Here is a 16,133-nt window from a genome sequence, read left to right on the forward strand (position 1 = left end):
CGACGGCGAGCTCGCCTACTCGCCGTACGTGTGCTCGGGCCCGGGGAACGAGCCGTTGCGCACCGCGGCACCGTAGGCGCGGGTCGCCTCGGCCAGCGCGGCGCCCACCTCGCCGAAGCGCCGTGAGAAGCGCGGCGCCCAGTCCGCCATGCCGGCCATGTCGAGCCAGACGAGCACCTGGCCGTCGCAGCCGGCGCCCGCGCCGATCCCGATCGTGGGGATCGCCAGGCGCGCCGTGACGCGGGCGGCCAGCGGCGCGGGGACCATCTCGAGCACGAGGGCGACGGCGCCCGCGTCGGCCAGCGCGACGGCGTCGGCGAGCAGCGCGTCGGCCGCGTCCTCGCCGCGACCCTGCACCCGCTTGCCGCCGAGGATGTTCTCGGCCTGCGGCGTGAGGCCCAGGTGCCCCACGACGGGGATGCCGCTGCGGGTGAGGAGCCGGACCTGCTCGGTCACGTGCCGGCCGCCCTCGAGCTTGACGGCGTTCGCGCCGCCCTCCTTGAGCAGGCGAACCGACGTGGCGTGCGCCTGCGCCGGTGAGGCCTCGTAGGAGCCGAACGGCAGGTCGGCGACGACGAGCGCGCGCTTCGTGGCCCGCGCCACCGAGCGGGTGGCCACCACCATCTCGTCGACCGTGACGGGGATCGTGTTGCGGTGACCGAGCATGTTGTCGCCGATGGAGTCGCCGACGAGCAGCAGATCCACGCCCTGCTCGTCGAAGATCCGGGCGGTCACGCCGTCGTAGGCGGTGAGCATCACGAGGCGCTCGCCGCGCTCCTTGAGCGCCCGCAGGTCGGGCACGCGGACGGGGCGGGTGCTGGCGGGGGAGGGCGACGGCGCTGCCGCCGCCGAGGGGCTGCCGGGCATGGCTGCCAGCCTAGTCGCGCCGTCCGCCGCGCTGTTCGCCGCGCCCGGCGCCGTGACTAGTCGGGGTTGCGCCCGGGTTCGCTCCCGGTTCCGCCATGATAGGAACGAACCGACGGTCGGCGAGGGAGAGCGATGGACAAGCAGCAGGAGTACGTGCTCCGAGCGATCGAGGAGCGCGACATCCGCTTCATCCGCCTGTGGTTCACGGACGTGCTCGGGATGCTCAAGTCGGTGGCGATCGCCCCGGCCGAGCTGGAGAGCGCGTTCGCCGAGGGGATCGGGTTCGACGGCAGCGCCATCGAGGGCCTCTCGCGCGTGTCGGAGTCCGACATGCTCGCGCGCCCCGACCCCGCCACGTTCCAGGTGCTGCCGTGGCGCGGCGACCACCGCGGCACGGCGCGGATGTTCTGCGACATCCTCACGCCCGACGGCGAGCCGGCCGCCGCGGACTCGCGCAACGTGCTCAAGCGCAACCTCGCCAAGGCGGCCGACCTCGGCTTCTCCTACTACACGCACCCCGAGGTGGAGTTCTACCTCTTCCACACCCCGGAGAGCGCCGAGGGTCCGCTCGTGCCGGTGGACGACGCCGGGTACTTCGACCACGTCGCCCGTGGCACGGGGCACGACTTCCGCCGCGCGACGATCGGCCTGCTGGAGTCGATGGGCATCTCGGTGGAGTACTCCCACCACGAGGGCGGCCCGGGGCAGAACGAGATCGACCTGCGCTACGCGGACGCCCTGTCCACGGCCGACAACATCATGACCTTCCGCACCGTGGTCAAGGAGGTCGCGCTCGACCAGGGCATCATGGCGTCCTTCATGCCGAAGCCGCTGTCGGGACAGCCCGGCTCGGGCATGCACACCCACCTGTCGCTCTTCGAGGGCGACTCGAACGCGTTCTACGACCCCGCGGGGCAGTACGAGCTGTCCAACACGGCGCGCAAGTTCATCGCGGGCATGCTGCGCCACTCCGCGGAGATCACGGCCGTGACGAACCAGTTCGTCAACTCCTACAAGCGCCTGTGGGGCGGCGGCGAGGCGCCGAGCTACGTGTGCTGGGGGCACAACAACCGTTCCGCCCTCATCCGCGTGCCGATGTACAAGCCGGGCAAGGGGCAGTCCGCCCGGGTGGAGTACCGCGCGCTGGACTCCGCGGCCAACCCGTACCTCGCGTACGCCGTGCTCCTCGCGGCGGGCCTCAAGGGCATCCAGGAGGACTACGAGCTGCCCGAGGAGGCCGAGGACAACGTCTGGGACCTCACCGACGCCGAGCGTCGGGCCCTGGGGATCGCGCCGCTGCCGAACAACCTCCAGGACGCCCTCGACACCATGGAGCGCTCCGAGCTCCTCGCCGAGACGCTCGGCGAGAGCGTGTTCGAGGTCTTCCTGCGCAACAAGCGCCGCGAGTGGGTGGAGTACCGCGCCCAGGTGACGCCGTACGAGATCGCCAAGCTCTTGCGCGCGCTCTGAGCGCCGGCGACGACGCTGCGGCCAGGACCGATGCTCGCGGGTCGGCCGCGCCGGCGACTCGCGCCGGCCACGACGGCTCGACCCGCGCAGGCAACGACGGCTCGACTCGCGCTGCGACCCGCACTGCGACCGGAGGAGGTGGGTCCGTGACCCGACAGGCCTCGACGTCCACGCGCCTGATCCGGCTCGGCTTCCGCGAGGTGTGTCGTGCCGAGTCCCTGCTCGCCGACCCCGTCGTGCAGGAGGTGGCCGGGCCCGACGGTGAGGGCGACCTCCTCGAGGCGGTCGGCGCGACGGCGGACCCGGACCTCGCGCTGCTCGCGCTCGTGCGGATCCTCGAGTCGTCGACGCCGGCCCAGCGCGCCCACGTGCGCGAGGTGCTGCGCGAGGCGGGCGAACCGGCGCAGCGGCTGCTCGCCGTCGTCGGCGCGTCCGCCGCCCTGGGCGACACGCTCGCGGCGCACCCGGACGACGTCGCGCTCGTGACGGGGGAGACCGGCCCCGGGATCCTCGCCGAGGCGGCGCAGGACGTGCGTGCCACGCTGCTGCGCGCGGTCGGGGCCGACCCCGACGCCGAGGTCCCGGTCGCGGGATCGGCCGCGGACGTGGAGCGGCCCACGGACGCGATGCGGCGGGCCTACCGCCAGCAGCTGCTGCGGATCGCCGCGTCCGACCTCACCCGCCCCGACCCGCTGTCCACGCTGCCCGGCGTCGCGGCGGCGCTCGCCGACCTCGCCGCGGCGGCGCTCGAGGCGGCGCTGGCCGTCTCCCGCGCGGAGGTCGCCGACTCCGAGCTCGTGCGGCTCGCGGTGTTCGGGATGGGCAAGACGGGCGGCCGCGAGCTCAACTACATCTCCGACGTCGACGTCATCTTCGTGGCCGAGCCCGTGCTCGGCCAGGACGGCGAGCCCGTCGTGGCGGAGGACCGCGCGCTGCGGATCGCCACGCGCCTCGCGTCCGGCACGGCGCGGGCGTGCTCGGGTCCCAGCCGGGAGCCGGCGCTGTGGGAGGTCGACGCGGCCCTGCGGCCCGAGGGCAAGCAGGGCCCGCTCGTGCGGACGCTGGCCAGCCACGTCGCCTACTACGAGCGGTGGGCGAAGACCTGGGAGTTCCAGGCGCTGCTCAAGGCCCGGTGCGTCGCGGGCGACCGCGCGCTCGGGGACGCCTACCTCGAGGCGCTGCAGCCGATGGTGTGGACCGCGGTGCAGCGCGAGCACTTCGTGGAGGACGCGCAGGCGATGCGGCGTCGCGTCGAGCAGCACATCCCGCGCAAGGAGGCCGACCGCCAGCTCAAGCTCGGCACCGGCGGGCTGCGCGACGTCGAGTTCACCGTGCAGCTGCTTCAGCTCGTGCACGGCCGCCTCGCGCCCGGCATCCGGCACCGCAACACGCTCGCGGCGCTGTCGGCGCTCGCGCAGGAGGGGTTCGTCGGGCGCGCGGACGCCGCGCGCCTCGGGGTCTGCTACCGCTTCCTGCGCCTCATGGAGCACCGCATCCAGCTCTACCGGCTGCGACGCACCCACCTCGTGCCGACCGACGAGCGCGACCTGGCCCGGCTGGGTCGCTCGATGCGGATCGTGCCGGACGAGGAGAGCGACGTCGTGGCCGAGCTGCTCGTGCGCTGGCGGCACACCCGTCGCGACGTGCGGCGCCTGCACGAGGAGCTCTTCTACCGTCCGCTGCTGCCCGCCACCGCGCAGCTGTCTGCGGCGGACGCCTCGCTCGCGCCCGAGGCCGCCCGGGCGCGCCTGGCCGCGCTCGGCTACCGGGCGCCGGACGCCGCACTCCAGCACATCGCCGCGCTCACCGAGGGCGTCTCGCGCCGCTCGGCGATCCAGCGTCAGCTGCTGCCGGTGATGCTCGGCTGGTTCACCGAGGGGCCCGACCCCGACGGCGGGCTGCTGGCGTTCCGCACCCTCTCGGAGGAGATGGGCGCGACGCCCTGGTACCTCAAGCTGCTGCGCGACTCCGGCGTAGCCGCGCACAACCTCGCGCAGGTGCTGTCGTCCTCGCGCTACGCCGCGGAGCACTTGCGGCGGTCCCCGGACGCGGTGAAGTGGCTCGCGGAGGACGGCGACCTCGCGCCGCACGGACCCGAGGCGCTCGAGGCGGAGATGGACGCGGTGCTGCGGCGTCGCTCGCTCGAGGACTCCCAGGCCGCCGCGACGCACGTGCGCTACCTGCGGCGTCGGGAGCTGGCCCGCACGGCCGTGTCGGACGTGCTCACGCACCTGGAGCTGGACATCACCCCCGGCATCTCGTGGGCCGCGGACGCCGCGCTGCGCGGGGCGCTGCGGATCGCCGCCGCCGAGGTGGGCGCCGAGCAGGGGTACGCCGAGGCGCCGACGGCGATGCTCGTCGTCGCGATGGGCCGGCTCGGCGGGCAGGAGCTCGGCTACGCCTCCGACGCGGACGTCATGTTCGTGCACGACCCCGTTCCCGGCGCCGACCCGCAGAAGGCGCAGACCTACGCGCTCGCGGTGGCGCAGCGGATCGGGCACCTGCTCGGTCAGACCGGTCCGGAGCCCGCGCTGGAGGTGGACGCGTCGCTGCGGCCCGAGGGGCGCAACGGTCCGCTCGCGCGCTCGTTCGCCGCGTACGAGGAGTACTACGGGCGCTGGTCGGCGGGCTGGGAGCGGCAGGCGCTGCTGCGCGCGCGCCCGGTCGCCGGCGACGACGCCCTCGCGCAGCGCTTCGTGGCGCTGATCGACCCGGTCCGTTACGCCGGCGGCGGGCTGGACGACCACGAGCTGCGCGAGTTCCGACGGATCAAGGCGCGGGTGGAGAACGAGCGGCTGCCCCGCGGCGTGCCGCCGAACCGGCACCTCAAGCTCGGCCGCGGTGGCATCGCCGACGTCGAGTGGACCGTGCAGTACCTGCAGCTGCTGCACGCGCACGAGGTGCCGGGGATGCGCACGCCGCGCACGCTGGAGGCCCTCCGGTCCGGCGCCGAGGCCGGGGTGGTCTCCGCCGCCGATGCCGAGCTGCTGCAGCGCGCCTGGCGTCTCGGCGTGCGCACCCGCGACGCGCTCGTGCTCGCCACGGGCCGCACGACCGGGCCGAAGTTGGACGTGCTGCCGTCGGAGCGGCGCGAGCTCGCCGCCGCGGCGCAGCTGCTGGGGTACGGGCCGGCCGCGGGCGGCCAGCTCGAGGAGGACTACCTGCGCACGGCGCGGCGCGCCCGCGCCGTGGTCGAGCGGATCTTCTACGGCCAGGCGGTGCCGGTGCGGACGGCGCCCGCGCGGCCGGGGCCCGGGCGGCGCTGAGGGTCACCCACTCCGCGATATGGAAAGAAGCCCTCCGCGATACGAAAAGAAGCCCTCGGAGACGGGGAGGGGTCAGGGGGTGGCGAGCTCCTCGCGGACCGCCACCAGGAACGCGTCGACGTCCTCGGGCCGGGTGTCGAACGCGCACATCCAGCGCACCTCGCCCGCTGCGGCGTCCCAGTCGTAGAACCGGTACCGGGCGCGCACCCGGTCGGCCACCGCGGGCGGCAGCGTCGCGAACACGGCGTTGGCCTGGGTCGGCTGCGTGAGGCCGAGCCCGGGCAGCTCGCCCGTAGCGATCCCCGCCTCCAGCCCGGCGCGCAGCCGCTGCGCCATCGCGTTCGCGTGGCTCGCGTTGCGCAGCCACAGGTCGCCGTCGTAGAGCGCGAGCAGCTGCGCCGAGACGAACCGCATCTTGCTCGCGAGCTGCATCGAGAGCTTGCGCACGAACGGCATCGCGGCGATCCCGCCGACCAGCGCGTCGGGGTCGATCACCACGACCGCCTCGGCCGCGAGCGCGCCGTTCTTCGTCCCGCCCAGACTCACGACGTCGACACCCGCGTCCGTGGTGAACGCCGCCAGCCCCGTGCCGAGCGTCGCGCCCGCGTTGGCCAGGCGCGCGCCGTCGACGTGCAGGCGCATCCCGCGCTCGTGCGCGTCGTCGGCGAGCGCACGGATCTCGTCCGGCGTGTAGCACGTGCCGAGCTCGGAGGTCTGGGTGATCGACACGACGAGCGGCTGTGCGCGGTGCTCGTCGCCCCAGCCCCACGCCTCGCGGTCCACGAGCTCGGGCGTGAGCTTGCCGTCCGGGGTCGGCACGGGCAGCAGCTTGAGGGAGCCCATCCGCTCGGGTGCGCCGCCCTCGTCGACGACGATGTGCGCCGTCGACGCGCACACCACGGCGCCCCAGCGCGGCAGCATCGCCTGCAGCGCGACGACGTTCGCGCCGGTGCCGTTGAAGACCGGCCAGGCGCTCGCCGTCGGGCCGAAGTGGCCGCGCACCACGTCGTCCAGCCGCTCGGTGTAGGCGTCACCGCCGTAGGCGACCTGGTGCCCCTCGTTCGCCGCGGCGAGAGCGGCGAGCACCTCCGGGTGCAGGCCCGAGTAGTTGTCGGAGGCGAACGTGCGCAGGTCGAGGTCGTGGCGGGGGTTCACGCCCCTATTCTCCCCGGGCCGCGTCCGTGCCCAGGTCCACGACGCTCCCGTTCACCTCGGACGCGGACACGGCCCACAGCTGCACGACGGCGCGGGCCAGCTCCTCCTCCAGGCCCGCCAGGGCGCGCACGCGGAAGATGACGGCCGCGCCGCGGGGCGGCGCGGACTGCGCCGGTGCGCCGCCCGACGGTGCGCCGCCCGACGGTGCGCCGCCCGACGGTGCGCCGCCCGACGGTGCGTCGCCCGACGGTGCGCCGCCCGACGGTGCGCCGCCCGACGGTGCGCCGCCGGTCGAGCCGGCGGACGGCGCGGGTCCGCCGGGGCCGGCGGGCACGTGCGCGAAGCCGTGCGTGAGCGAGGCGACCCACGACTCGGCAGCCGCCTTGAGCGCGGTGTACGCGGCGCTGCCCGCCGTGGGTCGCGCCACCGAGGTCGAGGAGACGAGGGCGACGCGACCCGCGGGCGAGGCGAGCAGGTCGGGCCAGAACGCCGTCGTGGTCAGGCGCAGCGCCGTGAACGCCGGCTCCAGCGCCCGGTAGACCTCCTCGGTCTGGCCGGCGACGCCCCCGCCGCCGCGCCAGCCGCCGACGAGCGGCAGCACGCCGTCCACCGGGCCGAGCACGGCGTGCACGCGCGGCACCAGGGCGTCGACCGCGGCGGTGTCGGTGAGGTCGCACGCGTAGGAGGCTGCGCCGTCGGGCGCGGGTGGTGCCGAGCGGGAGACGAGGGCGACCCGGGCGCCCGCGTCCAGGAGCGCGCGGGCGACCGCCCGGCCGGCCGTGCTGCCCGCTCCCGCGAGCAGCACGGTCCGGCCGGCGACGCCGGCAACGCCGGCGGCGGTGGTGCCGGCGGCGTCTTTGGCGTCGGTGGTCACAGTCTGGTCATGGTCGCGTCACGGCCGGCCCACGCGCCGCTCACCCGTCCGTCCCGGTGATCCCGACGCACGCGTCGATGACCGGCCGCAGCTTGCGCCCGAGCGCCTCGTGGAACATCGAGAGGGGGAACTCGTCGTCGAGCACGGCGTCGGTGTATCCCTTCGGCGGGCCCGCGAGCACCTCGCGCGGCAGGCCGGCGGCCCACACCGAGGCCGGGTGCGGCGCGAGCACGCCGCGGACCAGGTCGTACGCGGCGAGCCAGTGCACGACCTTCGGGCGGTCGATCGAGGTCCAGTAGAGCTCCTCGATCGCGTCGCCCAGGGCGATGACGGCGTCGCGCGCGTCCTGCCAGTCGATCCGCAGCGTGACGTCGGTCCACTCCACGACGTGCCGCTGGTGCAGCCACGCGAACAGCAGCTGGCCGCCGAGGCCGTCGTAGTTGCGCACCCGCGAGCCGGTGAGCGCGAAGCGGAAGATCCGGTCGAGTACCACCGCGTACTGCACACCGCGCGCGTGCCGCCCGGCGCACAGCTCGACCTCGGTGAGGTCCTCACCCGCCACCAACCGGGCCTGCACCCGCTCCTCGATCGCGACGGCCTCGCGGAACGCGGTGAGGTCACAGCGCAGCTCCTCGAGGGAGTAGAGGAAGTACGGCATGCGCTGCTTGATCATGAACGGGTCGAACGGCAGGTCGCCGCGCATGTGCGTGCGGTCGTGGATGAGGTCCCACATCACGAAGACGTGCTCGGCCTCGTGCTGGTCCGCCAGGAGGATCGCGAGGTCGTCCGGCACGTCGAGCCGGGTGATCTCCGCCGCGGCCGTGACCACGCGGCGGAACCGCGCCGCCTCGCGGTCCTGGAAGATCGCGCCCCACGTGAACTGCGGGATCTCGCGCATCGCGACGGTCTCCGGGAAGAGCACCGCCGAGTTCGTGGCGTACCCCGCGGTGAAGTCGACCAGGCGCAGCGAGACGAACAGCGCGTTGTCGTAGTGGCTCGCCTCGAGCTCCGCCACGGACTCGGGCCAGATGCCCTCGACGATCAGCGCCTCCAGGTGCCGGTCGGGCGAGCCGTTCTGGGTCACCATCGGGAACACGACGAGGTGGCGCAGACCGTCCACCCGGAGCGGGGCGGGGGCGAACGCGACGAGGGAGTCGAGGAAGTCCGGCACCCCCAGGCCCTCGGCCGACCACCGCCGCAGGTCCGCCGGCAGCGCGGCGAGATACTCGCCGTCGTGCGGGAAGCGCGGGGCGAGACGCTCGACGGCGAGCGCCACCGTCTCGACGAGGGCGGCGGCGCGCGCGTGGTCGGCGGGGGCGGGCACCGAGCCGTCCTTGTCCTGCAGCTCCTGCAGCGCACCGGCCGCGGCCTTGAGCTCGAGCCAGGCTGGGTCGTGCTCGACGTCGCGGGCGAGCGCGAGCAGGTCGCGCACCTCCGGCTCGGGACCGGGGGTGGTGCCCCGCACGGCGGTGAGGCGGTCCTCGAGGACCTCGGGCTCACCGATGACGGACGTGACGTTCACCTCGAGGGCTGCGTACTGGGCTGCGCCGGGACGTGGGTCGGGCGTCTGCGACATGGGGCACCTCCGATCCGAAGACGTGCACCGCGGGCTGCGGTGCGGAACCGTCAGCGTAGCGAGGGCGTCCAGCATGTGGACACATGCCGGAAACATGGCGATCTCTCCACCGGGTCTCCTCGTTCGGGCGTCACCCGCCCGGCGTCCTCCCAGGAAGCCCGCGTACCGTGGGAGGACCCGACCGCGCCGATCGGGTCCCCGGCCGACCGGGACGACCCGGTCACGGCCGGTCGTCCGTGACAGCCGGTCGTCCGCCACAGCGAGGAGCACCATGCCCGCACCCGTCGTGCTCGTGCACGGCACGCGTTCGTCGTCCCTGGTCTGGGCCGCGCAGGAACGCGCGCTGCGCCGTCGGGGGATCGAGAGCATCGCCGTCGACCTGCCCGGTCACGGCGCGCGGCGGGACGAGCGCTTCACGCTGGCGGGTGCGATCGACGCCCTCGACGAGGCCGTGGCGCGGTGCGCCGAGCCGCCGCTCCTGGTCGGCCTCTCGCTCGGCGGGTACACCGCGCTGCACTACGCGGGCACGCACGCCGACCGGATCGCCGGCGTCATGGCGGTCGCGTGCTCCACGCCGCCGAACCGCCCGTTCGTCCCCGCCTTCCGGATGGCCGCGCACCACGTCACGCGGGCGTTCGGGCTCGGCGGCGGGACGTGGCACGTCGTCACCGACGTGCTGCGCGAGGTCATGGCGTGCGACCCGCTCGGCGTGCTGCGCACCACCGCGCTGCCGGTGTGGCTCGTGAGCGGGAGCCGTGACCCGATGCGCGTCGGCGCGCCGCTCTACCGGTGGGCCAACCCCCGCGCCCGGTGGATCGTGATCCCCCGCGCGGGGCACGACGCCAACCTGCACCAGCCCGAGGCCTTCAACTCCCGGCTGCTGCGCGCGGTGGGCGAGCTGGCCGCGGCCGCCCGCGCCGCCGTGCCGCCGCTGCCGTCCCTGCCGTCCCTGCCAGCGATGCCGGCGCTGCCGACGTTCGGGTCGGTCGGCGCGGGCGCGGCTGCCTGACCCGTCCCGGCCGGTGACTGGTCCGTCGGCCGGTTGCTGCCGGCCGCTGCCTCGCCGTCCGCTCTCCCCATCGCTGCCCGACCGGCTGTTCTCCGACAGCCGGCGGAGCGGCCGTCGACCCAGCCGTCGTCGGGCCGGGGTAGCGGATCAGCCGGCGAACCGGTCCGTCGCGGTGACGAGCGCGTCGAGGATGCCGGGCTCGTCGAAGGCGTGCCCGGCGTCGGGGACCATGACGAGCTCGGCCCGCGGCCACGCCCGGTGCAGGTCCCACGCCGTCATCGCGGGCGTGCACAGGTCGTAGCGCCCCTGCACGATGACGCCCGGGACGTCCCGCAGCGCGCCCGCACCGGCGATGAGCTGCCCCTCCTCGAGCCAGCCCGCGTGCACGAAGAAGTGGTTCTCGATGCGGGCGAACGCGAGCGCGTGCGCCGGGTCCCGCATGGCGGCCACGAGCGCGGGACGTGGCAGCAGGGTCAGGGTCGAGGCCTCCCACGTGGTCCAGGCGAGCGCGGCCGGACCGTGCACCGCCGGGTCCGGGTCCGTGAGCAGGCGGTGGTAGGCCTGGATCAGGCTGCCGCGCCGCTGCTCGGCGGGGATCGGCGCGAGGAAGTCCTCCCACAGGTCGGGGACGAGCGCCGCGGCGCCACCCTCGTAGAACCACTCCAGCTCCGCCCGCCGCAGCGTGAAGATCCCGCGCAGCACGAGCTCGGTGACCCGCTCGGGGTGCGTCTGCGCGTACGCGAGAGCGAGCGTCGAACCCCACGAGCCGCCGAAGACCAGCCACCGCTCGACGCCCAGGTGCTCGCGCAGCCGCTCGAGATCCGCGACCAGCGTCCACGTCGTGTTCGTCGCGAGGTCGGCGTCGGGCTCGCTCGCGTGCGGCGTGGAGCGTCCGCACATTCGCTGGTCCAGCAGGACGATCCGGTACCGGGCGGGGTCGAACAGGCGCCGGTGCGCCGGTGTGCTGCCGCCGCCGGGGCCGCCGTGCAGGAACACGACGGGCTTGCCGTCCGGGCTCCCGCTGGTCTCCCACGCGATCTCGTGCCCGTCGCCGACGTCGAGCATCCCGCTCGCGTACGGCTCGATCGGCGGGTAGAACGTGCGCATCCGACGAGGCTACGCGCGTGTGTGCCTGCGCTCGCCGTCGCGCCGGGGTAGGGCGCGCCGTCGTGCAGGGGTGCGGCTCGCCGTCGTGCGCCCAGAACGGCCCACTGCGGCGAGAACGGTCCTCGGTGGGCCGTTCTCGTCGCTAGGGGCCGTTCTGGCGGTCGGTCTCGTAGGGGCGCCGGGCCGTTCTGGTCGTTGTGGGCCGTTCTGGTGGCGGGGGTCGTTGGGTCGGAGGGCTGGTTCTCGCTGCGGGCCCTGCCCGGATGCCTCGCGCGCCCAGAACGGCCCACTGCGGCGAGAACGGTCCTCGGTGGGCCGTTCTCGTCGCTAAGGGCCGTTCTGGCGGTCGGTTTCGTAAGGACGCCGGGCCGTTCTGGTCGCTGTGGGCCGTTCTGGCGGTCGGTCTCGTAGGGGCGCCGGGCCGTTCTGGTCGTTGTGGGCCGTTCTGGCGGTCGGTTTCGTAAGGGCGCCCGGCCGTTCTGGTCGCTGTGGGCCGTCCCGAGCGTGGGGCGGTGGGGGCGGAGAGTTGGTTCTCGCTGCGGGCCTGGCGGCCCGGGCGCTTCGCGCGCCCAGAACGGCCCACCGCGGCGAGAACGGTCCTCGGCGGGCCGTTCTCGTCGCCTCGGGCCGTTCTGGGCGTGGGGCGGTGCGTGCGGGGGCGGTTCTGATGGTGCCGCTCGCCGTCGCGGGCGTGGTGCGCCTCGCCGTCGTGCCTCAGCCCGCGAGGACCTCGAGCAGGCGGTCGGCGAACGCGGTCGGCGGGCCGGCCGCGCCCATCTGCGGGCCCATGAAGCCGCCGTGGTCGCCGGGGAACGGCGCGGCCGCGACGCCGAGCTCGGACGCCAGCGCCTCCGCGGCGCGGTGCGCGAGCTGGCCCGTCGACTCGACACCCGCGGCCGGCACGATCCGCGTACCGACGGCGCGCAGCGCCTCGAGATCCGGCACGAAGGCGGTGCACGTGCGCAGGTTCTGGGCGAGGAGGGCGTCGTCGCGCGAGCCGTCGTCCTCGGCGGGCATGCCGAACGCGGCCGGCGGCGGGAACGCCTGCGCGCTGAACGCAGGGGTGAGCTCGCCCGTGTGCCCGACGAGCAGGATGAACCGCACCATTCCCGCACCGGCGCCCTCGCGGGCGTAGGTCGCGACGATGTGCTCGACGGCGGCGCTCGCGGCCTCGCGGTCGGGCAGCAGGGCGAGCAGCGGGGGCTCGTGCGCGACGAGCGTGGCGACGAGGTCTGGGTGCTGCTGCACGAGAGCGAGCGCGTTGACCGCGCCGCCGGAGGACGCGAAGACGTCGACCGCGTGGTGACCATCTGAGCCGTCGGCGGGCTCGCCGTCGGCCGACCGCGTCGCGGCGAGCACCTCCTCGACGAGCGCGCCGAGATCCGCGGCGTGATCGCGGGGGGTGAGCTCGCCGGCGCCGTCGGAGCGCATGCTGCGCTCGACGCCGCGCGGGTCGTAGGTGACGACGAGCCGGTCGCCGCGCGCGACGAGCAGCTCCACCAGGTCCGTGAACCCGCTCGCGCCCATCGGCGAGCCGATCACGAGGAGGGGACGGGCCGACCACGGGGCCGTCGGGTCCCCGTGCAGGTCGAAGGCGATGGTGGCGCCCTCGCGGGCCAGGTGCTTCTCGGTCATGCGGGGTAGACCGGTGAACGCGGCACCGCTCATCGGTTGGTGCGCCGCCGGCGGCCGAACGCGCCGTCCGGCGCGTCCCGGCGCACCTGCCCGACGGATCGGGCGCACCGCCCTGGTGCCCGGGACGCCGCCCGGCCGAGCGTGTCCCCGTCGCCGCCGCAGGGGCGGGGACGTACTTCATCCGAGGGGACACGTCATGACCACTGCGCTGTCGCAGCAGAACACCGCCCGACCTGAGCTCGCCCGACCCTCCCGCGCCTGGGCGTGGACCGGGGTGGCGGCGGGCGTCCTGGGCATCGCCACGATCCAGGCCTCGATGGCCACGTCGGTGGACTGGGAGGCGACCGCCGGCGACGCCGAGGCGATGCTCGCCGACGCCGCGAGCAAGCAGGGGGCGTTCTTCGTCTTCCACACGTTCGCGGTGCTCACGTTGCTCGTGATCCCCGTGTTCGCGGCGGGGCTCAAGCGCCGCCTCGACCAGCAGGCGCCCGCGGGGGCGCTGCACGGCGCCGTCGCGGCGACCGGACTCGTGCTCACGGCCGCCGCCCTCCTGCTCGGGAGCGGGCTGGACACCCAGTTCGCGTTCGGGCTCGCCGAGCCCGAGCTGTACGTCCCCGAGTCCGCAGCGTTCTACACCGACTGGACCGCGACGATCCCGTGGCTGTGGGTCGGCGCGGGACTCTCCGCGATCGCGCTCGCCCTCGCCTCGCTCCGGCACGGCGCGGCGCCGCGCTGGCTGGGCGTGACCTCGCTCGTGCTGGGCGTGATCACGGTCGTCGCCGGGGCGTCGCCGCTGCAGTACATGGCCGGGTTCACCGGCCCGGTCTGGCTGCTCGTGGCGTCTCTCGGCTTCGCGCTCGGGGACCGGCGCTGAGGCCAGGTCCGGCGGGGCGGGCGAGGGCCGGGGACCCGTGGGGGGCGTCCCAGGCCGGCGCTGCGCGCCGGTCGGACGAGCCACCCGGCGACGGCGGGGTGCGGCGGTGTCCCGCCGCGCCCCGCTCGGCTCTACGGTGCACCTCATGACCACCACCGCCCGAGCGGGAGCGCTCCCGCACGGAGGCGCGGGCGCGTCACCGCCCTCGAGGAGCGGTGGCCGGCACCCCGCCCGGCCGCGTGCGGGGGTCGCCGTGGCGATCGCCGCGGCGACGCCGGCCCTCGCCGGCGGGACGCTGCAGCTCGCGAGCGGGCTCCCGGTGACCGCGGACATCCTGTTCCTCGTTGTCGACGTCGTGGTGGGCGTGGTCTACGGCGCGGTCGCCGGGGTCATCCTGTCCCGCCGCAGCCATCCGGTCGCCTGGCTCGTCGCGCTCACCGGCGCGGGTGGCGGCGTCGCGGCCCTGGGTGGCGGCTGGGTCTCGTTCACGACGACCCACCCGGGGCTCGCGGGCCAGGACCTCGCGGTCGCGCTGATCGGGTCCGCGTGGGTGCCGGGCACCCTCGCCCTCTTCCTCGTGGTGCCCTGGCTGGTGCGCGAGACCCCGCTCGGCGTCGTCGAGCGCGTCGGGCTCGCGGCCGGCATCGCCACGACGGCGACCCTCACCGTGCAGCGCATCCTCGCCCCGATGTGGGACAACGGCCCGATCCTCGCGGCCGTGGTCGCGGTCGGACTCGTCACCGCGGCGTCGGTCGCGTGGCGGCACCGCCGCGGTCCCGTCGCCGAACGCCCCGGGCTCGGCCTGCTCGCCGCCGGAACGGCCGTGATGGCGGTGTCCTTCCTGCCGCTCGTGTTCGTGCCCTACACGGGCGGCACGCTCGTCCTGCTCGTGCCGGTCCTGCACCTGGTCGCGCAGGCGCTCTTCCCGGCGGCGCTGCTGGTCACCGTGCTGCGCACCCGGATGTGGGGGATCGACCTCGCGATCAGCCGCGCCGTCCTCGCCGGGCTGCTCACCCTCGGCCTCGTGCTCGTCTACGCCGGGCTCGTCTGGACCGCCTCGCGGGTGGTCGGCAGCAGCGCGGTCGCGCAGGTGGTCGCGGCCGTGGGCGTTGTCCTCGCGGTCGACCCGATCCGACGCCGGCTCGAGGTCGAGGTGCGCCGACTCGTCTGGGGCGACGCCACCTCGCCGGGTCGAGCCGCGCTGCGGATCGGCGCAACACTGTCGGCCGAGTCGGACGCGCACGAGATGCTCGACCGGCTCGCGTCGGCGGTCGGTGAGTCGCTGCGGCTGGAGTCGGTCGAGCTCGTGCTGGGGGAGCCGCGAGTCACCGACGGTGCCGGCCCGCTGGTCGCTGAGGTCGGGCGGTGGGGGACGCCCACCTCGGTGCCGGTGCGTCGGGAGGTCCGGCGTGGCGTCGACGGCGACAGCGGCGCGTCGGCCCTCGGCTCGCTCGCGGTGACGCCCCGCCCGGGGGAGCGCCTCGACGCGCGCACGCTCGAGGCGCTCTCGACGCTCGAGCCGGTGGTCGCCGTCGGGCTCGGACTCGTGCGCGCGACGGCGGAGGTCGTCCGCGCACGGGACGCGGCCACGGGTGCGCGGCTGGCCGAGCGACGCCTCATCCGCCGCGAGCTGCACGACGGGATCGGGCCGTGGCTTTCGGGGCTGCGGCTCGGGCTGCAGGGGGCGCGGAACGTGCTGCCGACCGACCCGCAGGCCGCCGACGCCGTGCTCGCGGCACTCCAGGCCGAGGTCGTGAAGCGGGTCGAGGACGTGCGCGCCCTGTCGCGCAGCCTGCTGCCGCCCGTGCTCGAGGAGCGAGGGCTCGGTGCCGCGCTGGGCGAGCTCGTCGCGCAGCACGCGACGGCCGGGTTCGCCGTCGAGCTCGACGTCGCGCCGACGGCGGTCACCCTGGGTGAGCTCGACCCGCGGGTCGCGGCCGCGGCCTACGCCGTCGCGTCCGAGGCCGTGCTCAATGCCTCGCGGCACTCGGGCGCGACGACGTGCCGGCTCACCGTCGCCGTCGGGAGCGGCGGCACGCTGGTCGTCGTGTGCGAGGACGCCGGGCGCGGCCGGATCGACGCGCCCGACGGCGTGGGGAGCCGCTCGATGCGCGAACGGGTGCGCGAGCTGGGTGGTGAGCTCGCCGTCGGGCCCTGCGCCGACGGCACCGGCACGCGGGTGCATGCGCGCGTGCCGCTCGTCCCGGCGGAGGCGCCGTGAGTGCCGCGGGTGCGGCGGGCCCGGCCCCGGCGGAACCGGCGGGATCCGGGACACCTGAGCCGACGGGCCCGACGGGGCC

The 16,133-nt window shown here is 75.3% G+C and carries 11 protein-coding genes; 5 read left to right on the forward strand and 6 right to left on the reverse strand.

The features are described from left to right. Positions 1 to 15: 15 nt before the first annotated feature. The gene (gene panB, locus FH969_RS03745) at positions 16 to 867 is read right to left on the reverse strand and encodes a 3-methyl-2-oxobutanoate hydroxymethyltransferase (RefSeq protein ID WP_139986188.1); all 852 of its coding nucleotides are present in this window, start codon (positions 865 to 867) and stop codon (positions 16 to 18) included. 132 nt (positions 868 to 999) lie between these two features. Between panB and glnA the strand changes: the two genes are divergently transcribed. Both glnA and FH969_RS03755 read left to right on the forward strand, forming a co-directional pair. Further along, the gene (gene glnA, locus FH969_RS03750; RefSeq protein ID WP_139986189.1) at positions 1,000 to 2,337 is read left to right on the forward strand and encodes a type I glutamate--ammonia ligase; all 1,338 of its coding nucleotides are present in this window, start codon (positions 1,000 to 1,002) and stop codon (positions 2,335 to 2,337) included. A gap of 146 nt (positions 2,338 to 2,483) precedes the next feature. Next, positions 2,484 to 5,603, forward strand: coding sequence for a bifunctional [glutamine synthetase] adenylyltransferase/[glutamine synthetase]-adenylyl-L-tyrosine phosphorylase (locus FH969_RS03755; protein ID WP_139986190.1), 3,120 nt, complete (start codon positions 2,484 to 2,486; stop codon positions 5,601 to 5,603). A gap of 72 nt (positions 5,604 to 5,675) precedes the next feature. On the opposite strand, the gene FH969_RS03760 is transcribed toward FH969_RS03755, so the two are convergent. The 3 genes from FH969_RS03760 to FH969_RS03775 are packed head-to-tail and all read right to left on the reverse strand — an operon-like array spanning position 5,676 to position 9,208. Beyond that, positions 5,676 to 6,758, reverse strand: a complete 1,083-nt coding sequence (locus FH969_RS03760; protein ID WP_139986191.1) for a threonine aldolase family protein — start codon at positions 6,756 to 6,758, stop codon at positions 5,676 to 5,678. Positions 6,759 to 6,762: 4 nt separating this feature from the next. After that, on the reverse strand, positions 6,763 to 7,632 hold the full coding sequence (locus FH969_RS15615; RefSeq protein WP_246071687.1) for an SDR family NAD(P)-dependent oxidoreductase: 870 nt from the start codon (positions 7,630 to 7,632) through the stop codon (positions 6,763 to 6,765). 40 nt (positions 7,633 to 7,672) lie between these two features. After that, positions 7,673 to 9,208, reverse strand: a complete 1,536-nt coding sequence (locus FH969_RS03775) for a DUF6421 family protein (protein ID WP_246071688.1) — start codon at positions 9,206 to 9,208, stop codon at positions 7,673 to 7,675. Positions 9,209 to 9,479: 271 nt separating this feature from the next. Here FH969_RS03775 and FH969_RS03780 point away from each other — a divergent pair, with 271 nt between their 5' ends. Then, on the forward strand, positions 9,480 to 10,217 hold the full coding sequence (locus FH969_RS03780) for an alpha/beta fold hydrolase (RefSeq protein WP_234417572.1): 738 nt from the start codon (positions 9,480 to 9,482) through the stop codon (positions 10,215 to 10,217). Between the two features lie 147 nt (positions 10,218 to 10,364). Here the strand turns inward: FH969_RS03780 and pip are convergent, their stop codons facing one another. Beyond that, positions 10,365 to 11,324, reverse strand: a complete 960-nt coding sequence (pip, locus tag FH969_RS03785) for a prolyl aminopeptidase (protein ID WP_139986192.1) — start codon at positions 11,322 to 11,324, stop codon at positions 10,365 to 10,367. Between the two features lie 714 nt (positions 11,325 to 12,038). Continuing rightward, positions 12,039 to 12,959 carry an alpha/beta fold hydrolase gene (locus FH969_RS03790; RefSeq protein ID WP_139986193.1) on the reverse strand — a complete coding sequence of 307 codons (921 nt, stop codon included), beginning with the start codon at positions 12,957 to 12,959 and terminating at the stop codon, positions 12,039 to 12,041. A gap of 196 nt (positions 12,960 to 13,155) precedes the next feature. Between FH969_RS03790 and FH969_RS03795 the strand changes: the two genes are divergently transcribed. Then, on the forward strand, positions 13,156 to 13,833 hold the full coding sequence (locus FH969_RS03795; RefSeq protein ID WP_108719764.1) for a hypothetical protein: 678 nt from the start codon (positions 13,156 to 13,158) through the stop codon (positions 13,831 to 13,833). Between the two features lie 145 nt (positions 13,834 to 13,978). Beyond that, positions 13,979 to 16,054 (forward strand): sensor histidine kinase, encoded by a 2,076-nt coding sequence (locus FH969_RS03800; RefSeq protein WP_139986194.1) that lies wholly within the window; start codon positions 13,979 to 13,981, stop codon positions 16,052 to 16,054. Positions 16,055 to 16,133 lie beyond the last annotated feature (79 nt).

Origin of the sequence: Miniimonas arenae (genome assembly GCF_006351005.1) — a bacterium.
GTDB classification, from domain to species: domain Bacteria; phylum Actinomycetota; class Actinomycetes; order Actinomycetales; family Beutenbergiaceae; genus Miniimonas; species Miniimonas arenae.